This is a genomic window from Azospira inquinata, from assembly GCF_018905915.1.
In the GTDB taxonomy this organism is placed as follows: domain Bacteria; phylum Pseudomonadota; class Gammaproteobacteria; order Burkholderiales; family Rhodocyclaceae; genus Azospira; species Azospira inquinata.
This window is the reverse complement of the sequence record NZ_CP064782.1, coordinates 2,348,334-2,369,059: the sequence shown is the minus strand read 5'-3', so window position 1 is coordinate 2,369,059 and position 20,726 is coordinate 2,348,334. Positions and strand designations below refer to the sequence as shown.

Genomic DNA, 20,726 nt, shown 5'->3' with positions numbered 1-20,726 from the left:
AGCGCCAGGGGCTTAGCTCTGGGCCACGTAGCGGGATACCCCCGCCTGAATTTCCTGCTTGGCATCTTCCAGATTGCCCCAGCCGGTCACCTTCACCCATTTGTTGGGTTCCAGGTCCTTATAGTGCTCAAAGAAGTGCTGAATCATCTTGGGCAGCAGGTCGGGCAGGTCATCCACGGTCTGCACCTTGTCGTAAATCGGGGTCAGCTTGCCGACCGGCACGGCGATCAGCTTGGCGTCCATCCCTGCTTCGTCTTCCATGTTCAGAATACCCAGGGGACGGCAACGCACCACCACACCGGGCATCAGGGGATAGGGAGTGACCACCAGCACATCCACCGGATCCCCGTCGTCGGACAGGGTTTTGGGGATAAAGCCGTAGTTACAGGGGTAATGCATGGGGGTGGACATGAACCGATCCACCACCACCGCGCCGGAATCTTTGTCCAGCTCATATTTGATGCCGGGGGCCCGGGCCGGGATTTCAATAACCACGTTGAAATCGTTGGGGACATCCTTGCCAATGGGCAAATTGTCGATATTCATGGGGGTTGTCTCCTCGTTGAACAAGGGGCTGATTATACGTCAGTCCCGCCCAAATCCCGGGAATATTCAGGGCAAAAACACCGACCTTCCAGAAGCCCCCCGGCGCGGAAGACTTGACAATGACCGACGCAAACACGAGAATGAGATCAATTCTTATTACCAAGCTTCCATGGTCTCCACCCTCTCCCTTCCGGTTTCTGCCGCCGGGCTCCACTCCCGCCCCTTCCTGGCCAGCCCCTGGCCCTGGGCGGGGCTGGCGGTGCTGTTCCACGGCGGCGCCCTGGCCCTGCTGTTGCAACACCGGAGCCCAGCGCCGGTGACCCCGGCGGCACCGGTTTTCAGTGTCAGTCTATTGGCGCCTCCGGCGCCGGAAAACCGACCGGCAACAGCTCGTCAGGCATCCCAGCCCCAACCGGTGCGCCACCAGACACCCCGGCCTACCCCCAAGGTACCAATCAAGAGCGACAAACCGGCGCCCCAGCCCCTGTCCGCCGTCCCCACGGCCAGCAGCGCGCCCAGCCATAGCGAAGCGGTTGCCCCGGCTGGCGCCAAGGAACCCGCCCATAGTGCGGAGCCGGTGACAGAAGCCCGCTTTGACGCGGGCTATCTGCAAAACCCCGCCCCCACCTATCCCCCTTTGTCCAAGCGCATGGGGGAGCAGGGCAAGGTGTTACTGCGGGCCCACGTGCTTCCTAACGGCACGGCGGACGGAGTGGAAATTAAACGCTCATCCGGCAGCCCTCGCCTGGACAACGCTGCCCTGGAAGCGGTGCGCAAATGGCGCTTTGTTCCGGCGAAACAAGGGGGACAGGCCATTGGGGCCTGGGTCCAGATTCCCATCAATTTCAGTTTGGAGAACTAAATGCACAGCGCTTTCGATCTCAACCATTTTTGGACCCAGGGGGATGGGGTTTCCCACGCCGTCGCCCTGATCCTCCTGCTGCTCTCCATGGGCAGCTGGGCCGTGATCCTGGGCAAAGCCTGGCAGGTCTGGCGCCTGCGCCGCCGGGGGGCGGTGGCGGTGGACCATTTCTGGCATGCCCCGGACCTGGATGATGGCATCGCCCGCTTGGCCACACTGGAACCCTATGGGGATCTGGCCCAGCGGGGTGCCCAGGCCCTACGCCACTACGAAAGCCACAGCGGCGACCGCTCCCACCTGGACGCCCACCTGTCCATCAGCGAACTGGTGACCCGGGCCCTGCGCCAGGGGCTGAACCAGACCGGCAGCCGGCTGGAAAGCGGCCAGTCCTTCCTCGCATCCATCGGTTCCACCGCCCCCTTCATCGGTCTCTTTGGCACCGTCTGGGGCATCTACCACGCCCTGGTGCAAATCGGCGCCAGCGGCCAGGCTTCCCTGGACAAGGTAGCAGGGCCCGTGGGGGAAGCCCTGATCATGACTGCCGCCGGGCTGTTCGTGGCCATTCCCGCCGTACTGGCCTACAACGCCTTCAACCGCATTCTGCGGGTCATCGTGGACGACCTGGAAGCCTTTGCCCATGACTTGCACACCTATCTGACCACCGGCCACCCCATGCACCAGGCCCATCCCCAGGCTCCCGCCCAGGCGCCGGTGCATCGTCTGGCGGAGGTGGCCTAAATGTCCTTCGGCACCCTGGATACGGGGAACGGGCGCCGTTCCCAGCCCATGGCGGACATGAACACCACGCCCCTGGTGGATGTAATGCTGGTGCTGCTGATCATTTTTATCGTCTGCGCCCCCCTCATGGCCCAGTCCATCAAGGTGGATCTGCCCCAGGCCCAGGGCACGCCCCTGGATGAAAAACCCAAGACGGTCAATCTGTCTCTGGACGCCCAGGGCCAGCTGTTCTGGGACAAGCAGCCCCTGGCCGAGGGCGACCTGGCCCAGAAACTGAAGACGGCGGCCGCCGCCCGTCCCCAGCCCGAACTGCAACTCTCGGCCGATAAGGAAACCCGCTATCAGCGCCTGGCGGAAATCATGTCCGCCGCCCGGGAAGCCGGTATCGCCAAACTCGGATTCGTCACCACGCCTGGAGAAACCCATGTCTCAGGACAATGAACTCAAACCCACCCTCACCGTGGTCGCCCTCGGCAACGCCGTCGGCCCCCATCTGCCCACCCTGAGCAGCCGTCAGCTTTTTCGCGGCGGCAACAACATGGTGCGCATCGAACATGGCGGACAGTGCTATCTCCTGCGTCTGACCCGGGAAAACAAACTGATTCTGACCAAGTGATCTCTCGTTCCACCTCTTGCTAGCCAGCCAGCCCTCGGGCCCCGCCAGCCACCCTTTTTTTCCAGTTGCCTCTTCGTTGGGTACCGACGACTCAGAAACCTCCCGGTTTCCCTCCTGTCGTCGTTCTACGCAGTAGCCAGCCCCCCGGCCTCTCCGGCCATCGGTAGCGAGCCACGCGCTTTTTGGAGAACTCCATGCGCTTTCCGCAAGCTACCGTGGGACGGCCCCGTCCCCTGACCCGTCACGTCCGTCATGCCCTGCCCCTGGCCCTGGCCAGCCTCTGCCTGAGCCCCGCCCAGGGGGAAGAAGCCACCGGGGACACCAAGCTGACCGAAGTGGTGGTCACCGCCACCCGCTCCAGCGCCCCCGCCGAACTCATTCCGGGAACGGTCACCACCATCGACCGAGCCACCATGGACCGGCGCCAAGTCAAAGATATCGCCGACCTCCTGGCCGACGAGCCGGATGTGGCCGTGCCCCGGGACATGCGCCGCTTTGGCGCGGGCCAGATCAACATTCGGGGCATAGAAGACAACCGCATTCTCATGCTGGTGGATGGCATCCGAGCCGCCGATTTCCGCAGCCCGGGCTCCACCAATTATGACGGGGCCAACCGGGATATTCCGGACCCGGACTTTCTCAAACAGGTGGAAATCGTCCGGGGCCCCGCCTCCAGCCTCTACGGCTCCGACGCCATCGGCGGGGTGGTGGGCTTTCTCACCCTGGACCCGGAGGATTTGCTCAAGAACGGCAAGACCCAGGCCGTGGGGGGCAAAATCGGCTATCACCAGGAAGACCGCAGCACCCGTGCCTCCGCCTATCTGGCCGCCGGCAACGAGCAGGTCAAAGGCCTCCTCATGGTGGGCCATAGCGACGGCCACGAAATGGACAACCAGGGCAGCCGGGATGTGTCCGGCTTTACCCGCACCAGCCCCAATCCCCAAAGCTTCCACAGCACGGACGTCCTGGCCAAGTTGAGCCTGACCCCGGCGCCGAGTCACCAGTTGAAACTCACCCTGGAGGCCAAGGACAAGGAAACCACCACGGACATCCGCCGCATCGCCAACCTGAGCGGCACGTCCCTTTCCAAAATCAGCCGCAACCTGGGGGATGACGCCCTGGAGCGGGACCGCGTTTCCCTGGATTACAGCTACCTGCCCGCCGATCCCCACTGGTTTGATCGGCTCAGCGCCAAGGCCTTTTACCAGGAACAGCGCTCGGACAACGGCAACTACCAGCTGCGCAGCAACACCACTACCAGTTGCTCCGCCTCTTCCTCCGGCACCCGCAATTGTGCGGTGGATCAGCGTTTCCATTTCAAACAGGGCCAGCAGGGCTTAAGTCTGGTCATGGAAAAAGCCGCCCAAGCCCTGGCCAGCCAGTACCTGACCTGGGGTGCGGAATGGCAGCGCACCCGCACGGAGGAGGTGAAATACACCACCCGCACCGACCTGGCCAGCGGCGTCAGCCAGGACAACCTGCTGGGGGAAAATTTCCCCAAAAGCGATTTCCCCAAGGGCCATATGGACCAGGTAGGCCTCTTTCTCCAGGACGAATTCCGCTTTTTCGGCGAACGCCTGCGTGTCACCCCCGGGGTGCGCTATGACCAGTACCGGCTCACCCCGGAAAGCGACAGCCTGTACCGCCCCCTATTCGGCAAAACCGCCGTTTCCAAGGATGGCAGCCGGGTCTCCGCCAAGCTGGCCGCCGCCCTGCAACTGACTTCCGCCTGGAGCGCCTACGGCCAGTATGTGGAGGGCTTTCGCCCGCCCAACTATGAGCAGGTGAATCGGTATTTCTACAACACCAGCCAGTTCTACGGAGTGCTGGGCAATCCGGATCTGAAGCCAGAAACCAGCCGGGGCCTGGAAGTGGGGGCCAAGTACGTCACGCCCCGCAGTTCCGCTCAGGTGGCCCTGTTCCACAACCGCTACCAGGACTTCATCGACTACGCCAAGCTGGCCAGCGGCGATCCCCGGGCTCTGCCATCCCCCTTCAGATCCACCTATCTGTATCAAAACCTGTCCCGGGTCACCATCCACGGCTTTGAACTGCGGGGCCAGTGGCAGGCCTCCCGCCACCTAGCCTTTAACGCCGCCTACGCCTATGCCTACGGGGAAAACCAGGAAACCGGCGCCCCCATCAACAGCATTGATCCCCGGCGCCTCACCGCCGCCGTGCAATGGACGCCGGACAGCACCCACGGCGGGGAAATGCGCCTGCGGGCGGCGGGGCCCACCACCCGGGTGGATGACAGCCAGGTGACCAAGGGCTTCTTCCATCCCGGCGGCTACGGGGTGGTGGATGTGAATGCCTGGTGGCAGGTCCAGCCCAACACCCGGGTCCAGGTCGGGGTCACCAATCTCTTTGACCGCAGATACTGGCTGTGGAGCGACATCCGAGGCGCCAGCCTGCCCGCCTCTGACCCGGCGCCGGACTTCTACACCCAGCCGGGCCGCAATTTCTCCGTCACCCTCAAATACGACCTTTGACCCTGCCGCCCCCTCTCCCGGGAGGGGGCCCGCCCCCATGCTCAGCGCCCCTTCCGCCCCCCTGCGCCTCCCCCTACCACCCGCCGCCCACCTAGGGCAATGGGCCGCCCCTCTGGGAGTGCCTCTTCTGGCCCCGCTATCAGGCCTATTTTCAAACCTAAAAACGGATCGATTGCCTGCCCCCTTATTGGCTGCCCTCCTGGCCCTGCTCCTTGGGTTGTGGACCGCCCTGCCAGCCTGGGCCGGACCCGGCGCCCCGGGGCAACATCGCCTGCTTTTTCTCGCCACCAGCCAGGTGCCCCCGGGGAAATTCCAGACCCTGACGGATATCGCCCGGCCCCTGGGCCTCACGGTCCAGGTTCAGTACGTGGAAAAACTGGCGGCCAATACGGGGCCGGAACTGTTCCAGGGCTATGACCTGGTGGCGGTGGACAGCTACCAGCTGGATTTCATCCGCTCCCGGCTAGTCCGCGCCCTGCCCGGCCTGCACGCCCCCCTGATCTGGCTCTACGAAGACCAACCGGCCTGGCAAGGACTGCCCGACGATCTGGCCCGGCGCCTGGTGGCCTATTACGCCAACGGCAGCCGCCCCAATTTCAACGGCTTTTTCCGCAGTCTGGCAGCCTGGTTCGCCCACCGCCCCTACCTGGAAGAGCCCGCCCCCATTCAGTTTCCCAAGACCGGGGTATATCACCCCCAAGCCCCGGGCCTAGTCTTTGCCGCCCCCCGGGACTATCTGGCCTGGAAAGGCGTAAATCCGGACCGGCACCCACCCACCGTGGCCATACTCCTGCACCAGCAGTACATCGCTGGGGAACAGACCGCCCTGATTGACGACCTGATCCGGCGCATTGAAGCGGCGGGAGCCCTGCCCCTGGCTGTCTATTGCCCGGTCATGGACGATGCCGCCTTAAAGCCCCTGCTCACTGACCAGGGCAAGCCCCTGGCCGACGTGGTCATCAACACCCAGATCATGCTCAATCCGGAGGGGCGGCGACGGGAATTCACCGCCCTGGGCCTACCCGTGATCCAGGCCATCACCTACCGGCGGGGGGATGGGGCCGCCTGGGCCGCCGATCCGGCCGGGGTCTCCCTGATGGACGTGCCCTTCTACCTGGCCCAACCCGAATACGCCGGGGTCACGGACATCCAGGTGGCCGCCACAACCCGCCAGGGGGATGGGCGCATTGAGCCCCTGCCCGCCCAGGCTGCCGCCGTGGTGGCCAAGGCCCTAAATCTGGTACGTCTGCAACGCCTACCCAACCAAGACAAGCGTCTGGCAGTGTTTTTCTGGAACTACCCTCCCGGGGAGAAAAACCTCACCGCGTCTTTCCTCAACCTGCCCGCCAGCCTGGACCATACCCTGGCCGTTCTTGCCGACCACGGCTACCGCACCTCGGCCCAGGGGGAAAAGCTGCTCACCGCCCAACTCCAGCGCCTCCTCGCCCCTTTCTATCGCCACGATCCGGACACCCTCCCCGGTCTGCTGCGGGACAACCTGGCTGCCCTGCTGCCCCTGGCCACTTACAAACGCTGGTTCGCCACGCTGCCGCCGGCCCGCCAGGCGGATCTCCTGAATCGCTGGGGCCCGCCGGAAAAGTCCGGCATGGTGCTGCATCGGCGGGACGGGGACTATTTCCTCATTCCCCGCCTCCAGGTGGGCAATCTGGTTTTCCTGCCCCAGCCCCCCCGGGGGGAACAGTGGGAACCCCGGGAAATTGCCCTCTACCACTCCACCAAAGCCGCCCCCTCCCACTTTTACCTGGCCACCTATCTTTGGGCGCGCCAGACGGAAAACGGATTTGGGGCCCACGCCCTGGTCCATTTCGGCACCCACGGTAGCCAGGAATGGCTGCCGGGCAAGGAGCGGGGCCTGGCGGTGGACGATTACCCCATGCTGGCCGTAGGGGACCTGCCCGTGGCCTACCCCTACATTGCGGACGACGTGGGGGAAGCGGTCCAGGCCAAGCGCCGGGGCCGGGCCGTCATCATCAGCCACCAGCCGCCCCCCTTTGTGCCCGCCGGGCTCCACGACGCCACCAACCGGCTCCACGACCTGCTCCACGCCTGGCTCGCCCAGGAGGATGGGGCGGTGAAGGACAAACTCCGCGCCGATCTCTACCAGGGGGCCCTGGATCTCCATATCGACAAGGATCTGGGCTGGTCCCGGGAACAGATTCAGGCCCGCTTTTCTGAGTTCGTGGACCTGCTCCACAACCATCTCCACGAACTGGCCCAAACCGCCCAGCCCCTGGGGCTCCACACCCTGGGCCGTTCCCCGGACCCGACCCGGCGTATCGCCACGGTCTTGATGATGCTGGGCAGGCCCTTCTGGGCCGCCGCCTCCCCCGGGGACGCCCAGGATGAAGCCCTGGTGGGCAATTACGATCGGCTGCCCGAAACCGCGCCCTATCGCCTGCTGGCCACCTATCTGGCGGACCGGGACCATGATGACCGGCTCTCCCCCGAGCTCCGGACCTACCTGATCCAGGCCCGGGACTGGTACGACCGGCTGGACGGCGCCCCGGAGCTGGAAGGCCTGCTCACGGTTCTGGATGGCCGCTACCTGACCACGGCCTACGGGGGTGACCCGATCCGTAATCCGGACGCCTACCCTGCGGGGAAAAATCTCTATGGCTTCGATCCTTCCCGGGTGCCCACACCCCAGGCCTGGGCAGCAGGCAAGGAGGCCCTGGATAAGCTGGTGGCCGCCCACCGGGAAAAGACCGGCGCCGCTCCCCGCAAACTGGCCTTCTCCCTCTGGTCCGTGGAAACCATGCGCCACATGGGCATCCTGGAAGCGGAAGCCTTCTGGGCCCTGGGGGTGGAGCCGGTCTGGGATAACGGGGGTCGGGTCACCGGGGTGCGCCTGCTACCCCGCTCCCAGCTGGGCCGTCCCCGCATTGACGTGGTGCTCTCCGCCACGGGCCTGTACCGGGACCATTTCCCCAACGTCATGCGTTGGCTGGCAGAAGCAGTCCGTCTAGCGGCGCAAGCGGAGGAAAAGGATAACCCGGTGGCCGCCAACAGCCGGGCCGTGGCCCGGCGCCTGGAAGCCCGGGGACTGGACCCGGCCGCGGCCAAAAGCGCCGCAGAGACCCGGATTTTCTCCTCCGCCGAAGGGCTCTACGGTACGGGCCTCAACGACGCCACCCTGGCCTCCGACAGCTGGAAAGGCAAGGCGGAAGGAGACCGAAAACTGGCCGAACTCTACCTTTCCCGGATGCAGTACGCCTTTGGCGCCGACCCGGCCCAATGGGGTCGCCCCAATCCGGCCACGGCAGCGGGCATCAACCTGTACGCCGAACAATTGCACGGCACGGAAGCCGCCGTTCTATCCCGCAGTTCCAACCTCTACGGCATGCTCACCACGGACGATCCCTATCAGTACCTGGGCGGGCTTTCCCTGGCCATCCGCCACCTGGACGGCAAAGCGCCGGAGCTCTACATCGCCAACCTGCGGGACGGCAACTCGGGCAAGGCGGAAGGGGCCGCCCAGTTCCTCGCCAAGGAACTGGCCACCCGCCAATTCCATCCGGGCTATATCCAGGGCCTGATGGCGGAAGGCTATGCGGGCAGCTTGCAAATGGTGGATAGCCTGAACAATTTCTGGGGCTGGACTGCCGTGGCCCGGGAAATTGTCCGGGACGACCAGTGGCAGGAATTTGCCGACGTTTATGTGAAGGACAAATACCGGCTGGGCTTGAAAGACTGGTTCCAGCGGGAAAATCCCCAAGCCCTGGGGCAAATGCTGGAGCGGATGCTGGAAGCGGCCCGCCAGGGCTACTGGCAAGCCGATCCGGCCACCCTGGCCCAGCTCAAGGCCGAATACCGGGCCCTGGCCGGTCGGGAAAAAATGGCCACGGATAACCGGGCCTTGGCCCAGTTCGCAGGCTTCGGCCTCCAAGCCCCCAACAGCACCACCAGCACCAAAGCCGCAGACAAAACCCATGCCCGGCCGACGCCCCCAGCCGCCGGGGCTCGCCCCACCCCCCGGACGCCGGTCACCCCGCCCCCGGTGCGGGGCATGCGCCTGGAACGGGTGCAGCCGCTGGCCGCCCCCTCCCCCGCCCCCCTGGCCGGAGCTCTGATCCTGCTCCTGCTGGCCCTGGGGAGCGGCTATCGGCGCGCCGCCCGGGACTTCCGCCCCCTTTCCCCCGCCCTTCCCCACCAAGGAGATCGCCCATGACCGACATTCCGGAAATGTGTCCGCCCCTGCGGCTGGCCGCCGTCCTCCACCTGCTCTCCTCCACCGCCCTGGGGGGCGCCTCCCCCAACAAAATCCGCGCCCTGCTGGAGCATCTGGAAGGCCTGGCCGGGACGGAGGGCCTCAACCCCTATTTGCACCAGGCCCTGGAGACGGTACGCCAGGATTGGCTGGCTCTGGATGGCCGGGCCCTGGTCTCCTCCCTCCCCGCCCAACGTTTTCACTAACCCTATTTTCAAGGAGTTTTGCTCATGTCCCGCTATCTCGGTCCCCGCAAAAAAATCATGCGCGCCCTGGGTACGGCCCTCCCCGGTCTGGGCCGCCACGACCTGGGGGAACAGGACTATCCCCCCGGCCAACACGGCGCCCGGCGCCATCCGGAACGGCTATCCGGTTTTGGCCGCCAACTTCGGGAGAAACAGAAGATTCGCTTCAATTACGGCCTCACGGAACGCCAGTTGCGCCGGGTGGTAAAGGAAGCCCGGCGCCACCAGGGCAGCACGGGCCAGCTGATTTTGGAATTGCTGGAACGGCGCCTGGATAACCTGGTTTTCCGGGCCGGCTTCGCCCCCACCATTCCCGCCGCCCGCCAGCTGGTCTGCCACGGCAAGATTCGCCTGAACGGGCGCAAGGCCACCATTCCCTCCATGCGCCTCAAGCAGGGGGACCAGTTCGGCCCCACGGACAAGGCCCGCATTCTCCCCGTGGTCCAGGGCTCCCTGCTGGACCCGGCCCTGGCCCTGCCGGAATGGCTCTCCCTGGACCCGGCCTCCAACCAGGCCACCCTGCGCCACTCTCCGGGCCAGGACTGCGCCCCCTTCCCGGTGGATCTCCAACTGGTGGTGGAGTACTACGCCACCCGTCTTTGACCCTTTCTTTTTTCGAGGCATCCCATGCAACACACTCTGGAAACCGGCATGTACCTGCTGGGGCAGGTTTTTCTCCTACCCGTCCTGACCCTGGTGGCCCTGTTGTTTCTCTACGCTTTCTGGCTCCTGGGCTATTTCCTCCATCAAGCCTGGCTGCGCCGCCAGGGGCGGGGTCGCCCCCTGCTGGAACACTTCCGCCACCAGCCGGAGGTCAGTGAAGAGGCCCTGGAATTGTTCGCCCACCGCAGCCTGGAACCAGCCCGTATCGCCAGCCGGGTAACCCCCATGCTGGGCCTGGTAGCCACCATGATTCCCATGGGCCCGGCCCTGAAATCCCTGGCGGACGGCAATCTGGCGGCGGTGTCGGAAAATCTCATGATCGCCTTTTCCGCCGTTATCCTGGCCCTCCTGGCTGCCAGCATCACCTTCTGGATCGCCAATGTGCGGCGCCGCTGGCTGGCGGAGGAAATGGTGGAAATCCTCGCCCTCGGCGCCCGACGGGAGGCCCCATGAGCAAACTGGCCCTGCTGGCCGAAGGGGAGGTGGAAGATCCCATTCTCTCCGTGGTCAATCTCATCGACATTTTCCTGGTGATCATTGCCGCCCTGCTCGTCACCATCGCCCAGAACCCCTTGCTCAACCCCTTTTCCCATCAGGACGTGACAGTCATCGCCAATCCGGGCAAGCCGGATATGGAGATCGTCACCAAGAAGGGCAAGACCGTGGAAAAATACCAGGCCCGGGGCGGCATCGGCGCTGGCCAGGGGGCCAAAGCAGGAACGGCCTACCGGATGCGGGATGGCTCCATGGTTTATGTACCGGAAGGGGACAGCCCCGCCGCCCCTTAAAGAGGCGCTTTACAAGTACCACCGCAAGAATTACCCCATGGAAAAATCAATGGGCGACATGATTGCCCTATCGGAGAACCCAACTTGCTCAGGTCATCCCTAGGTGGAGACCGGCCCTCGCTTCTTTTACCATTGACCGTTGCTGCCAAGGAATCCCATGTCGCCCCTAAAACCCCGCCTGGAGCACCTTCCCCCTGATCTGGTCTGTCTGACCGACTACGAGCCCTACGCCCGGGAGCGGCTGGACGATAACGCCTGGGCCTATCTCCACAGCGGCGCGGCGGATGAGCTGACCATGGCCCGCAACCGGGAGGCTTTCGCCCGTCTCCAGCTCTGGCCCCGCCTGTTGCGAGATCTGGCCCGTGGCCATACCCAGCAGGAACTGTTCGGCCAGACCCTGGACCATCCCCTGCTCCTGGCGCCGGTAGCCCATCAGGGCCTTTACCACCCGGCAGGAGAACTGGCTTCGGCCCAGGGGGCCGCTGCTCTGGGCGCGCCCCTGGTGGTCAGCACCCTGGCCAGCCAGCCTCTTGAGGCGGTGGCCCAAGCCGCAGAGGGGCCACTGTGGTTTCAGCTGTATTTTCAGCCGGATCGGGATTTCACCCTGTCCCTGGTGCGACGGGCTGAAGCGGCGGGCTATCAGGCCCTGGTGGTGACGGTGGATGCCCCCATTTTCGGTCTGCGCAACCGGGAGCAGCGGGCCGGTTTCCACCTGTCCCCCGGCCTGGAAGCAGCCAATCTGCGCTCCATGGCACCTTTCCAACCCGCCCCCCTGGGGCCGGGGGAACGCATGGTTTTCCAGGGTCTGATGGCCTATGCCCCCACCTGGGCAGACATCGCCTGGCTGCGCAGCCAGACTGCCCTGCCCCTGCTTCTCAAGGGCGTTCTCCATCCCGGAGATGCCCTGCAAGGGGAAGCCCTGGGGGTAGATGGCATCATCGTCTCCAACCACGGGGGGCGCACCCAGGATACGGTCCCTCCCAGCATCCAGGCCCTGCCCCGGATCGCAACAGCCCTGGAAGGGCGCTTGCCCTTGCTGCTAGACGGCGGTATCCGGCGCGGCAGCGATGTGTTCAAGGCCCTGGCCCTGGGGGCCCGGGCTGTACTCATCGGCCGTCCCTATATTTACGGCCTAGCTACGGCGGGCGCCCTGGGGGTAGCTCACTGCCTCAAGTTGCTCCGGGAAGAACTGGAAGTGGTCATGGCCCTGAATGGCTGCGCCACCCTGGCGGACATCACCCCGGATAGTCTCTTCCCCGACCCCGCCCCCCCAGGGCCTTAGCAGCAGTTTCCGGTTTGACTTGATTAATGATAACCATTATCATTGCAACAACTTTTTACAAAGCATCACCTTTGTCGAAAAGACCATAAAGCAAGCCACCTGGACCACCTTTGCCGTCGGACAGGAAGCCAGCCACCTCGACTTCCCTATTCCTCCCCGGAGAAACCCGATGGCTTTTGTCCAGAATCGCAAGCATCCCCCTCAAGCTTTTCCCGGCCTGAAAAAGGCCGGCAACGCCCCTTCCCTCTCCCCCCTTACAGCCCTGGCCCCCGCCGCCCTGGGCTTGGCTCTGGCCACTCCCGGGATGGTCACGGCCCAGGAAGAACAGGTGCTCTCCACGGTCAATGTGACCGATATGGCCGCCGCCTCCGGCTACAAGGCGGATAGCGCCGCTTCCAGCAAATATACGGCGCCCCTGGTGGACACCCCGAAAACCGTCACCGTCATTACCCGGGAAGTGATCCAGGAAACCAATGCCACCAGCCTCCAGGAGGCCCTGCGTACCACCCCCGGCATCACCTTCGGCATGGGGGAAGGGGGCAATCCGGTGGGAGACAAGCCCTATATCCGAGGCTTTGACTCCCAGGCCAATTTCTTCATCGACGGCTTGCGGGACCCCAGTTCCCAAAGCCGGGACATGTTTGCCGTGGAGCAGATCGATGTAGTGAAGGGGGCGGATTCGGCCTTCAGCGGCGGCGGGGCCGTGGGGGGCAGCATCAATCTGACTACCAAGACCGCCCATCTGGGCAACGCCAACGAGGCTACTCTTGGGGTAGGTACGGACCGCTACGCCCGGGCCACCGCTGATTTCAACCGGCAACTCTCGGACCACGCCGCCCTGCGGATCTCTCTGATGAAGCAACAGGGGGACGTCCCCGGTCGGGATGACGTGGACATTGACCACCAGGGGGTCAATGCCTCCCTGGCCCTGGGGCTGGGCACGGATACCCGGGCCGTAGCGGGCGTGTACCACTACGAAACCAACGACATGCCGGACTATGGCATTCCCTACAACAACCCGGTGAGCAAATACAACGCCTATGGGGCTGGCCAAGGGGGTTCCACCGCCACCACCCCCCCCACGGCCGCCCCCACCCTCAATCCCAATTACGCCAAGAACGGTAATGGGGGCCCTCTGGGCGTAGATAGCAGCAATTTCTACGGACTGAAATCCCGGGATTTCCGCAAAACCAGCGTGGATAGCGCCTCTTTCAAAATCGAGCACGATCTGGCAAACGGTTTCATGCTGCGCAACGCCACCCGCTACACCCGGTCCCAGAACAACTATGTAGCCAGTAATCCGGGGGATTCCCAGTTCGTTCCTGGAAACAGCACCCTGCCCCGCACGGTAAAAAGCCGTAATTCCATCAGCACGGGCATCATCAATGCCACCGAATTGCTGGGGGAAATCCAGACGGGCAGCATCAAGCACACTCTGGCCTTCGGCCTAGAACTCTCCAATACGGAAACGGACAGCCGGGGTTATGTGGCGACGGGCCCCAACTCTATGGCCAGCATTGCCAATCCCAACCCCAACGACAGCTGGTCCGGGACCATTACCCGCAATCCCCAGGGGGCCAAGACGACCAACAACACCCGGGGTCTTTACGCCTTTGACACCCTAACCCTGAACCGTTACTGGCTAGTCAACCTGGGCCTGCGCCACGACGATTTCAGCACCTCCCAGCGGGGTTACAGCACCAATGGGGCCACCCCCACCACCGCCAACCTGAACAGCGATTCCAGCTTCTGGAGCTACCAGGCCGGTGTAATTTTCAAACCCAGGGAAAACGGCAGCATCTACCTGAATTACGCCACCGCCGCCAATCCCTCCGGCATTTCCAACGGGGATGGATCGGACAACATCTCCGTCACCAACAAGGATCTGGAACCGGAAAAAACCCGCAGCCTGGAACTGGGCACCAAATGGAATCTGCTCAACAACCAGCTCTCCTTGAGCGGAGCCCTGTTCTCCATGGAAAAAACCAATGCCAAGGTGAATGTGGATGCCAACACCATGACCACGGCGGGCAAACAGAAGATTAACGGTCTGGAACTGGGCTTTGCTGGCGCCCTGACCAAATCCTGGCAGGTGTTTGGCGGCTACACCCATATGAATAGCGAGCTGGAGGACCCGGGCCCCTCCTACTGGACCCTGCGCAGCGGCAGTTGGAGCTATACGAACAACGCCGCCAACAAGGGTAATCAATTCCCCATGACCCCCAAAGACAGTTTCAGCCTCTGGACCACCTACAAGCTGTTGCCCAAGCTTACGGTGGGGGGCGGCGCCTATTACGTCTCCAAGGTCTATGGGGATGCGGCCAACACCAAGTGGATTCCCTCCTACACCCGTTACGACGCCATGGCTAATTACGATCTGGACAAGAATCTGAGCCTGCAACTCAACATTCAGAATCTGACGGACAAGGTGTACTACAACCAGGCCTATACCACCCACATGGTCAGCGTCGCTCCGGCCCGGCAAATCACTCTTACGGCCAAGCTGAAGTTCTAACCGCCTCCCCGCCTTTTGGGCCCGAAGCCAGACTTCGGGCCACCTCTCCCCAGCCATACCAGGAGCTTCATCATGATGTTGCATATTCCCGAAGTTCTCAGCCAGGAACAGCTCGCCCATTGCCGGACCCTACTTCAGCAAGCGGAATGGGAAAATGGCCTTGCCACCGCCGGAGTCCAAGCTGCCGGCAGCAAGGATAATCGCCAGATTCCGGAGCACTCCCCGGTATTGGCCCAATTGCGCAGCATCATTGTTCAGGCCCTTACCCACCATCCCCAATTCTTTTCCGCCGCCCTGCCCCACCGCATCCTGCCCCCCTTCATCAACCGCTACGAAGGCGGCGGTCATTACGGCAACCACGTGGATAACGCCATCCGTTACGCCCACGGTGGCAGCCTGGGCCTGCGGACTGACGTCTCCACTACCCTGTTTTTCAGCGATCCGGACGAATACGACGGCGGAGAGCTGGTGGTGGAAGATACCTACGGGGTTCATGAAGCCAAGCTGCCCGCCGGGGACGCCATCGTCTATCCCTCTACCAGCCTGCATCGGGTAGAGCCCGTCACCCGGGGCGCCCGCCTCTGCAGCTTTCTGTGGGCCCAAAGTATGGTGCGCAGCGACTGGCAGCGCACCCAACTCTACGAATTGGATAACACCATCCAAAAGCTGCGTCTCCAGATCGGTGATAGCCAAGAGGTCCTGGCCCTTACCGCCCACTACCACAACCTTCTGCGACTCTGGGCGGAAACCTAAGCCCTGTCCCCCCATCTGGCCCCCTATCTCCAGGAGATACGGGGGTTTTTTTCATTTGGTCCCTGCATTCCTACCAAAATCCAACGCCCCAAAAAATTGGAAACGAAATTTGACGTGAGAATCGTTATCGTTTAGATTATTAAAAACACAACGATCAAGGGCTCACCAAAGTAGCCGTTTCGCCACTTTCCTGAGTCCGTCCTTTTTTTGGAATCTAGCTCAGGAGCCAATATGAATCTCAAGTTCGCCCGTGCCCTCACCCTGGCTGGCAGTCTTACCGCCGCCGCCTTCTCCCTTTCCGCCCAGGCCGTGGAATACCCCATTGGTACCCCCCAGCAACGTTACGGCATGGAAATCTCTGCCGTTTATCTGCAAGCGGTGACCATGGAACCGGAAGGCATGATGCGCAAGGTCCAGGATTCGGACATTCACATCGAAGCCGATATTCGGGCCCTGTCCAGCAATCCCAACGGCTTTGAGGAAGGGCACTGGATTCCCTATCTGGTGGTGAAGTACGAAGTGAGCAAAGTTGGCTCCGACCAAAAGGTCAGCGGCGAATTTATGCCCATGGTGGCCAATGACGGTCCCCATTACGGGGACAACATCAAGCTCTTCGGGCCGGGCAAGTACAAGGTGAAGTACATGATTTATCCGCCTTCCGCCAATGCCCATTCCCATTTCGGACGCCATACGGACCGGCTCACTGGCGTTCGCCCCTGGTTCAAGCCCTTCGAAGTGGATAACGAATTTACCTTCGTCGGCATCGGCAAGAAGGGCGGGTACTAAGCATGCAGCCCTCCGCCCGTCGCCGCCCCCTGGCTCTGCTGGTTGCTGCCCTCCTGGCCGGTTCCGGACCGGCGCTGGCGGAGGACCTGCCGACCGATCCTTCCCAGAAGGAATTGATTCAGCTGCTCAAACAAATGAATCAGCGCCTGGAGAAGCTGGAACAGCGTAACGCCCAATTGGAAAAGCAGGTGGCACAACAGGGCACCACCAGCAGAAAACGTCAGCCCCAATCCCCTCTGGCCGCTGCCGTCATGGATAAGGTGCAAGGCCATCAGGAAGAAGGACTGGAAAAACGAGTGGAGGCCCTGGAGGCTCAGAACACCCGGGTGGCCCAGGGTTTGGAAAGCGAAGAGGTTAGCGAAAACGAACCGGAACTCACCGCCCGGCTGAAGGCGGTGGAATACCAATCCCTGGACATGCTGAAAATGGCCCGGACCGTGGAAGCCCTGGATGGCATCACCGCCGGGGTCAGCTTCACCACCGTGGCCCAGAAGCCTTCCGGCATGCCCGCCAGCTCTACGGTGAACAACAGTCAGTTGAACTACCGGGGCGACATTTTCGTCTCCCTGCCCCTGGACAATATCGGCGACGTGGAAAGCCGCATCTTTGCCCAGATTCGGGTGGGCCAGGGCAGCGGGTTGAATGCCATGCCCTCTTATTCCAAGCCCAACGCCAGTGCCTTCCGGGTGCTAGGGACCGATCCGGACAATTCGGTGGCGGTGCTGGGCCAGGCCTGGTACCAGGCCACCATTCCCCTGCCCTTCGGCGGCTATAAACCCCGTTCCAGGGAAAAGCTGGAAGTGAATTTCGGCAAGATGGACCCCTTCGTGTTCTTTGACCAGAACGCGGCGGCCAATGACGAAACCAAGCAATTCCTGAACACGGTCTTTGTGCACAACCCCTTGCTGGATGCGGGAGGCGACATCGGGGTGGATGCCAACGGTTTTGCCCCGGGCTTCCGCATGTCCTATCTGAACGAGACGGAAAAGCCCGAAACCTGGCGCCTCTCCGGCGGGGTCTTCGGTGCAGGCCAGGGGGCCAATTACACCCGCTTCTTCAGTTCCCCCATGGTCATTCTCCAGGCAGAAACCCAGCGCAAGTTCTTTGACGGGCTGACGGGCAATTACCGGGTCTATTACTGGCACAACGGCCAAGCCACCGCCTACGACTCCCAGGTGGAATCCCATTCCGGGATCGGTATTTCCGCGGATCAGCGGGTGGGGGACGGGCTCACCCTGTTTGGCCGTTACGGCCACCAGCTCACCGGCCACGTGCGCTTTAACCGGGCTCTCACCCTGGGGACGGAAATCAACGGCTCCTACTGGGATCGGGGCGGAGACTCCATCGGTCTAGCCTACGCCTGGCTGCACACCAGCAGCGATTTCAACCGGGATTCCGCCGGGATTTCCGACTATGGCTTTACCGCCATGGGGGCGGAACAGGTGCTGGAAACCTATTACCGCTACCGCATCAACAAGCAGTTTGAAGTGTCCCCGGACTTCCAGTATCTGGCCCGGCCGGGCGGTGATCCGGACGCCAAGGCCACCAAGATCCTGGGCCTGCGGGCACAGATCACCTTCTAAGGAGGCCGCCATGTGCCGATCTCTGCTCATTGCCGCCCTGGTCATGGGGGCCGCCCTGTTCTCTCCCCATGCCCCGGCGGAAGAACTGCCCAGCTACCAGATCGTGGCGAAGGACGGGCATTTCACCCCCAATCGTCTAGAAGTCCCCGCCGGTAAGCGTTTCAAGCTTTTGATGCGCAACGACGGGGCCGGGCCGGAGGAGTTTGAAAGCGCCAATCCCCGCATGGAAAAGGTGCTGGGGCCAGGCACCAGCTCCTTTCGCGTTGTTCAGCCCCTGAAACCGGGTACCTACCGGATTTTCGGGGACTTCCATCCCACCACGGCGGAATGCCTGATCATCGCCAAATAAGGACCCGTCCATGTTGAATGCCCTCATCGTCGTCTGGCGGGAAAGCCTGGAAGCCATGCTGGTCATCGGCGTCCTGCTGGCCTGGATTGTCCGCCAGCCGGACGCCCGGTCCCTGACCCGGGTGCTCTGGGGCGGTGCCGCCGCCGGGGTAGTACTGGCCTTGGGGCTGGCCTCCCTAGCCTACGGGGCGGAAACCTGGCTGGCTGGAGAAGCCCAGGACTGGTTCCAGGCTGGCATGGTGTTCCTGGCCTGCGCCCTGATGACCCAGATGGTGTTCTGGATGCGCCGTCACGGCGCCTCCCTGAAACGGGAACTGGAAGCCGGAGCAGCCCGGGCCGTGGAAGCAGGCAACCGGCTCGGCGTGGCGGTGGTGGCGGCCCTGGCCATTGCCCGGGAAGGCATGGAAACGGTGGTCTTCCTCTACGGCATCGCCGCCGAAGCCCAGGGCGCGGCCCTGGGCCGCATCTACGCCATGGCCCTGCTGGGCTTTGTCCTGGCCGCCCTCACCGCCTGGGCCGTGGCCCGGGGCGCCCGTTTTCTCTCCTATCGGACCTTTTTCCGCATCAGCGAAGTGGTGCTGCTGGTGACCGCCGGCGCCCTCCTGGGCACCGGGGTGGACAAGCTGATCGGCATCGACCGCCTGCCCACCCTGGGAGACGCCCTCTGGGACAGCTCCGCCTTGCTGGATGACAGCCAGGGCCTGGGCGCTTTCCTGGCCAGCTTTGCCGGTTACCGGGCCCAGCCCAGCGGCATGGTGCTGCTGGCCTACGGTCTCTACTGGGCCTTTGTCCTGCTACGCCTGTATCGCCCCTTTTCCTCCAAATCCTCTGTCTCGCGAGCCGAATCATGCCAGCCATGACCCAACCGATCCGCTTCCTTTCCCCCCGCCGCACCTGGTTGCAGCGCCTGGGGGAAGGGATGCGGCGGCACGGGGCCACCATTCGCGCCATTCAATGGGCCGTGGTGGTCTTTTACCTGGGACTGGTCACCGTCCCCGCCTTTCTCCCCCTACCGCCCCAGGGCGCCCATCTGGTCAATAACCTGGTGCTTTTCGCCCAGTTCCTGTTCTGGGGCATCTGGTGGCCGTTTGTTATGGTCTCCATGCTCCTCTTCGGTCGCCTCTGGTGCGGCGTCTTCTGTCCGGAAGGCACCTTAAGCGAATGGGCCAGCCGCCACGGCCGGGGCAAACCCGTGCCCCGCTGGTTGAAATGGGGGGGCTGGCCCTTTCTGGCCTTTGTCTGCACCACGGTCTACGGTCAGCTGGTGAGCGTTTATGAATACGCCCAGGCAGCCCTGCTGGTGCTGGGGGGCTCCAGCGTGGCAGCGGTGATCGTCGGCCTCCTTTACGGCAAGGGCAAACGGGTGTGGTGCCGACATTTGTGCCCGGCCTCCGGCGTGTTCGCCCTGCTGGCCAAGGTGGCGCCCCTCCACTTCCAGGTGGATCGGGCGGCCTGGGACCGGCACGGACCGGAAGCCCCGGTGAATTGCGCGCCCCTGGTGGATATCCGGCGCATGACCAGCACCTCCGACTGCCACAGCTGCGGGCGCTGCGCCGGGCACCGGGACGCGGTGCAACTGGCTTTGCGCCGCCCGGACGCAGAAATTCTCGCCAGCCGCCCCCAGGACATCAGCAGCGGCCCGGCCCTGACCCTGCTCTATGGGGTGCTGGGAGTGGCCACGGCAGCCTTCCAATGGACCGCCAGCCCCTGGTTCGTGGCCCTGAAAACCGCTGGCGCCAACTGGCTGATCGCCCACGATTCCTGGACCCTGCTCCAGGACAACGCCCCCTGGTGGCTGCTCACCCACTACCCGGACGCAGGGGATGTATTCACCTGGCTGGACGGCCTGGCCATTCTCACCTTCATCCTGGGGGGCGGCCTGATCCTGGGCAGCCTGCTGCTCCTGGCCAACGCCCTGGCGTCCCGCCTGACCGCCAGCCCCCGCCTGACCTGGCAGCGCCTTTCTATGGGCCTGGTGCCCCTGGGAGGTATTAGCGTCTTTCTCGGCCTGTCCATGCTCACCGTGACCCTGCTGCGGGGGGAAGGCTTTCTCCTGGGCTGGGTTTCCGACGCCCGGGTGGCCCTCCTCAGCTTGGGAGCGACCTTCGCCCTCTGGCTCGGGCTGCGCCTAGTGTGGGACGCCACCCCATCCTGGTGGCGCCGTCTCCTGGCATTCCTCTGCTACGCCCTGGGCCCGGCCCTCATGGCCACGGTCTGGATCATGGTCTTTTTCTACAGCGGCAAGCTGGATCACTTCGTCAGCTTCTGAAAGCCCGGGGCC

At 63.6% G+C, this 20,726-nt stretch carries 19 protein-coding genes; 18 read left to right on the top strand and 1 reads right to left on the bottom strand.

Annotated elements, in window-relative coordinates:
- Positions 1-12: 12 nt before the first annotated feature.
- Positions 13-546: an inorganic diphosphatase gene (gene ppa, locus Azoinq_RS10825; protein ID WP_216129198.1), complete on the bottom strand. Its 534-nt coding sequence runs from the start codon at positions 544-546 to the stop codon at positions 13-15.
- A 169-nt stretch (positions 547-715) separates the two neighbouring features.
- Here ppa and Azoinq_RS10820 point away from each other — a divergent pair, with 169 nt between their 5' ends.
- The 18 genes from Azoinq_RS10820 to Azoinq_RS15130 all read left to right on the top strand — a co-directional run bounded on the left by Azoinq_RS10820 (position 716) and on the right by Azoinq_RS15130 (position 20,714).
- The gene (locus Azoinq_RS10820) at positions 716-1,408 is read left to right on the top strand and encodes an energy transducer TonB (protein WP_216129200.1); all 693 of its coding nucleotides are present in this window, start codon (positions 716-718) and stop codon (positions 1,406-1,408) included.
- On the top strand, positions 1,409-2,146 hold the full coding sequence (locus Azoinq_RS10815; RefSeq protein ID WP_216129202.1) for a MotA/TolQ/ExbB proton channel family protein: 738 nt from the start codon (positions 1,409-1,411) through the stop codon (positions 2,144-2,146). It begins immediately after the preceding gene.
- Complete coding sequence (locus Azoinq_RS10810; RefSeq protein WP_216129204.1) at positions 2,147-2,587, top strand: ExbD/TolR family protein; 441 nt, start codon at positions 2,147-2,149, stop codon at positions 2,585-2,587.
- The gene (gene hemP, locus Azoinq_RS10805; protein WP_216129206.1) at positions 2,571-2,762 is read left to right on the top strand and encodes a hemin uptake protein HemP; all 192 of its coding nucleotides are present in this window, start codon (positions 2,571-2,573) and stop codon (positions 2,760-2,762) included. Before Azoinq_RS10810 ends, hemP begins: the two co-directional genes overlap by 17 nt.
- Positions 2,763-2,956: 194 nt before the next feature.
- Positions 2,957-5,254 carry a TonB-dependent hemoglobin/transferrin/lactoferrin family receptor gene (locus Azoinq_RS10800; protein WP_216129208.1) on the top strand — a complete coding sequence of 766 codons (2,298 nt, stop codon included), beginning with the start codon at positions 2,957-2,959 and terminating at the stop codon, positions 5,252-5,254.
- Between the two features lie 172 nt (positions 5,255-5,426).
- Positions 5,427-9,443 carry a cobaltochelatase subunit CobN gene (cobN, locus tag Azoinq_RS10795; RefSeq protein WP_232368465.1) on the top strand — a complete coding sequence of 1,339 codons (4,017 nt, stop codon included), beginning with the start codon at positions 5,427-5,429 and terminating at the stop codon, positions 9,441-9,443.
- On the top strand, positions 9,440-9,688 hold the full coding sequence (locus tag Azoinq_RS10790) for a hypothetical protein (RefSeq protein ID WP_216129212.1): 249 nt from the start codon (positions 9,440-9,442) through the stop codon (positions 9,686-9,688). Before cobN ends, Azoinq_RS10790 begins: the two co-directional genes overlap by 4 nt.
- Positions 9,689-9,712: 24 nt before the next feature.
- Positions 9,713-10,330, top strand: coding sequence for a 30S ribosomal protein S4 (rpsD, locus tag Azoinq_RS10785; RefSeq protein WP_216129214.1), 618 nt, complete (start codon positions 9,713-9,715; stop codon positions 10,328-10,330).
- 24 nt (positions 10,331-10,354) lie between these two features.
- Positions 10,355-10,843, top strand: coding sequence for a MotA/TolQ/ExbB proton channel family protein (locus Azoinq_RS10780; RefSeq protein ID WP_216129216.1), 489 nt, complete (start codon positions 10,355-10,357; stop codon positions 10,841-10,843).
- Positions 10,840-11,178 (top strand): DUF2149 domain-containing protein, encoded by a 339-nt coding sequence (locus Azoinq_RS10775; protein ID WP_216129218.1) that lies wholly within the window; start codon positions 10,840-10,842, stop codon positions 11,176-11,178. The genes Azoinq_RS10780 and Azoinq_RS10775 overlap by 4 nt, the downstream gene beginning before the upstream one ends.
- Before the next feature lie 157 nt (positions 11,179-11,335).
- Positions 11,336-12,460 (top strand): alpha-hydroxy acid oxidase, encoded by a 1,125-nt coding sequence (locus tag Azoinq_RS10770; RefSeq protein WP_216129220.1) that lies wholly within the window; start codon positions 11,336-11,338, stop codon positions 12,458-12,460.
- A 169-nt stretch (positions 12,461-12,629) separates the two neighbouring features.
- Complete coding sequence (locus tag Azoinq_RS10765) at positions 12,630-14,975, top strand: TonB-dependent receptor (protein ID WP_216129222.1); 2,346 nt, start codon at positions 12,630-12,632, stop codon at positions 14,973-14,975.
- A 72-nt stretch (positions 14,976-15,047) separates the two neighbouring features.
- Positions 15,048-15,728, top strand: coding sequence for a Fe2+-dependent dioxygenase (locus tag Azoinq_RS10760; RefSeq protein WP_216129224.1), 681 nt, complete (start codon positions 15,048-15,050; stop codon positions 15,726-15,728).
- Positions 15,729-15,959: 231 nt separating this feature from the next.
- A complete protein-coding gene (locus tag Azoinq_RS10755; RefSeq protein WP_216129226.1) occupies positions 15,960-16,514 on the top strand; it encodes an iron transporter in 555 nt (184 codons plus the stop codon).
- A gap of 2 nt (positions 16,515-16,516) precedes the next feature.
- Entirely contained in the window at positions 16,517-18,097 is a 1,581-nt protein-coding gene (locus Azoinq_RS10750; RefSeq protein WP_216129227.1) for a carbohydrate porin, read from the top strand.
- A 10-nt stretch (positions 18,098-18,107) separates the two neighbouring features.
- The gene (locus Azoinq_RS10745) at positions 18,108-18,446 is read left to right on the top strand and encodes a cupredoxin domain-containing protein (RefSeq protein ID WP_216129229.1); all 339 of its coding nucleotides are present in this window, start codon (positions 18,108-18,110) and stop codon (positions 18,444-18,446) included.
- 10 nt (positions 18,447-18,456) lie between these two features.
- Positions 18,457-19,305: an FTR1 family iron permease gene (locus tag Azoinq_RS10740; protein WP_216129231.1), complete on the top strand. Its 849-nt coding sequence runs from the start codon at positions 18,457-18,459 to the stop codon at positions 19,303-19,305.
- Positions 19,302-20,714: a 4Fe-4S binding protein gene (locus tag Azoinq_RS15130; RefSeq protein ID WP_216129233.1), complete on the top strand. Its 1,413-nt coding sequence runs from the start codon at positions 19,302-19,304 to the stop codon at positions 20,712-20,714. The genes Azoinq_RS10740 and Azoinq_RS15130 overlap by 4 nt, the downstream gene beginning before the upstream one ends.
- Positions 20,715-20,726: the final 12 nt, after the last annotated feature.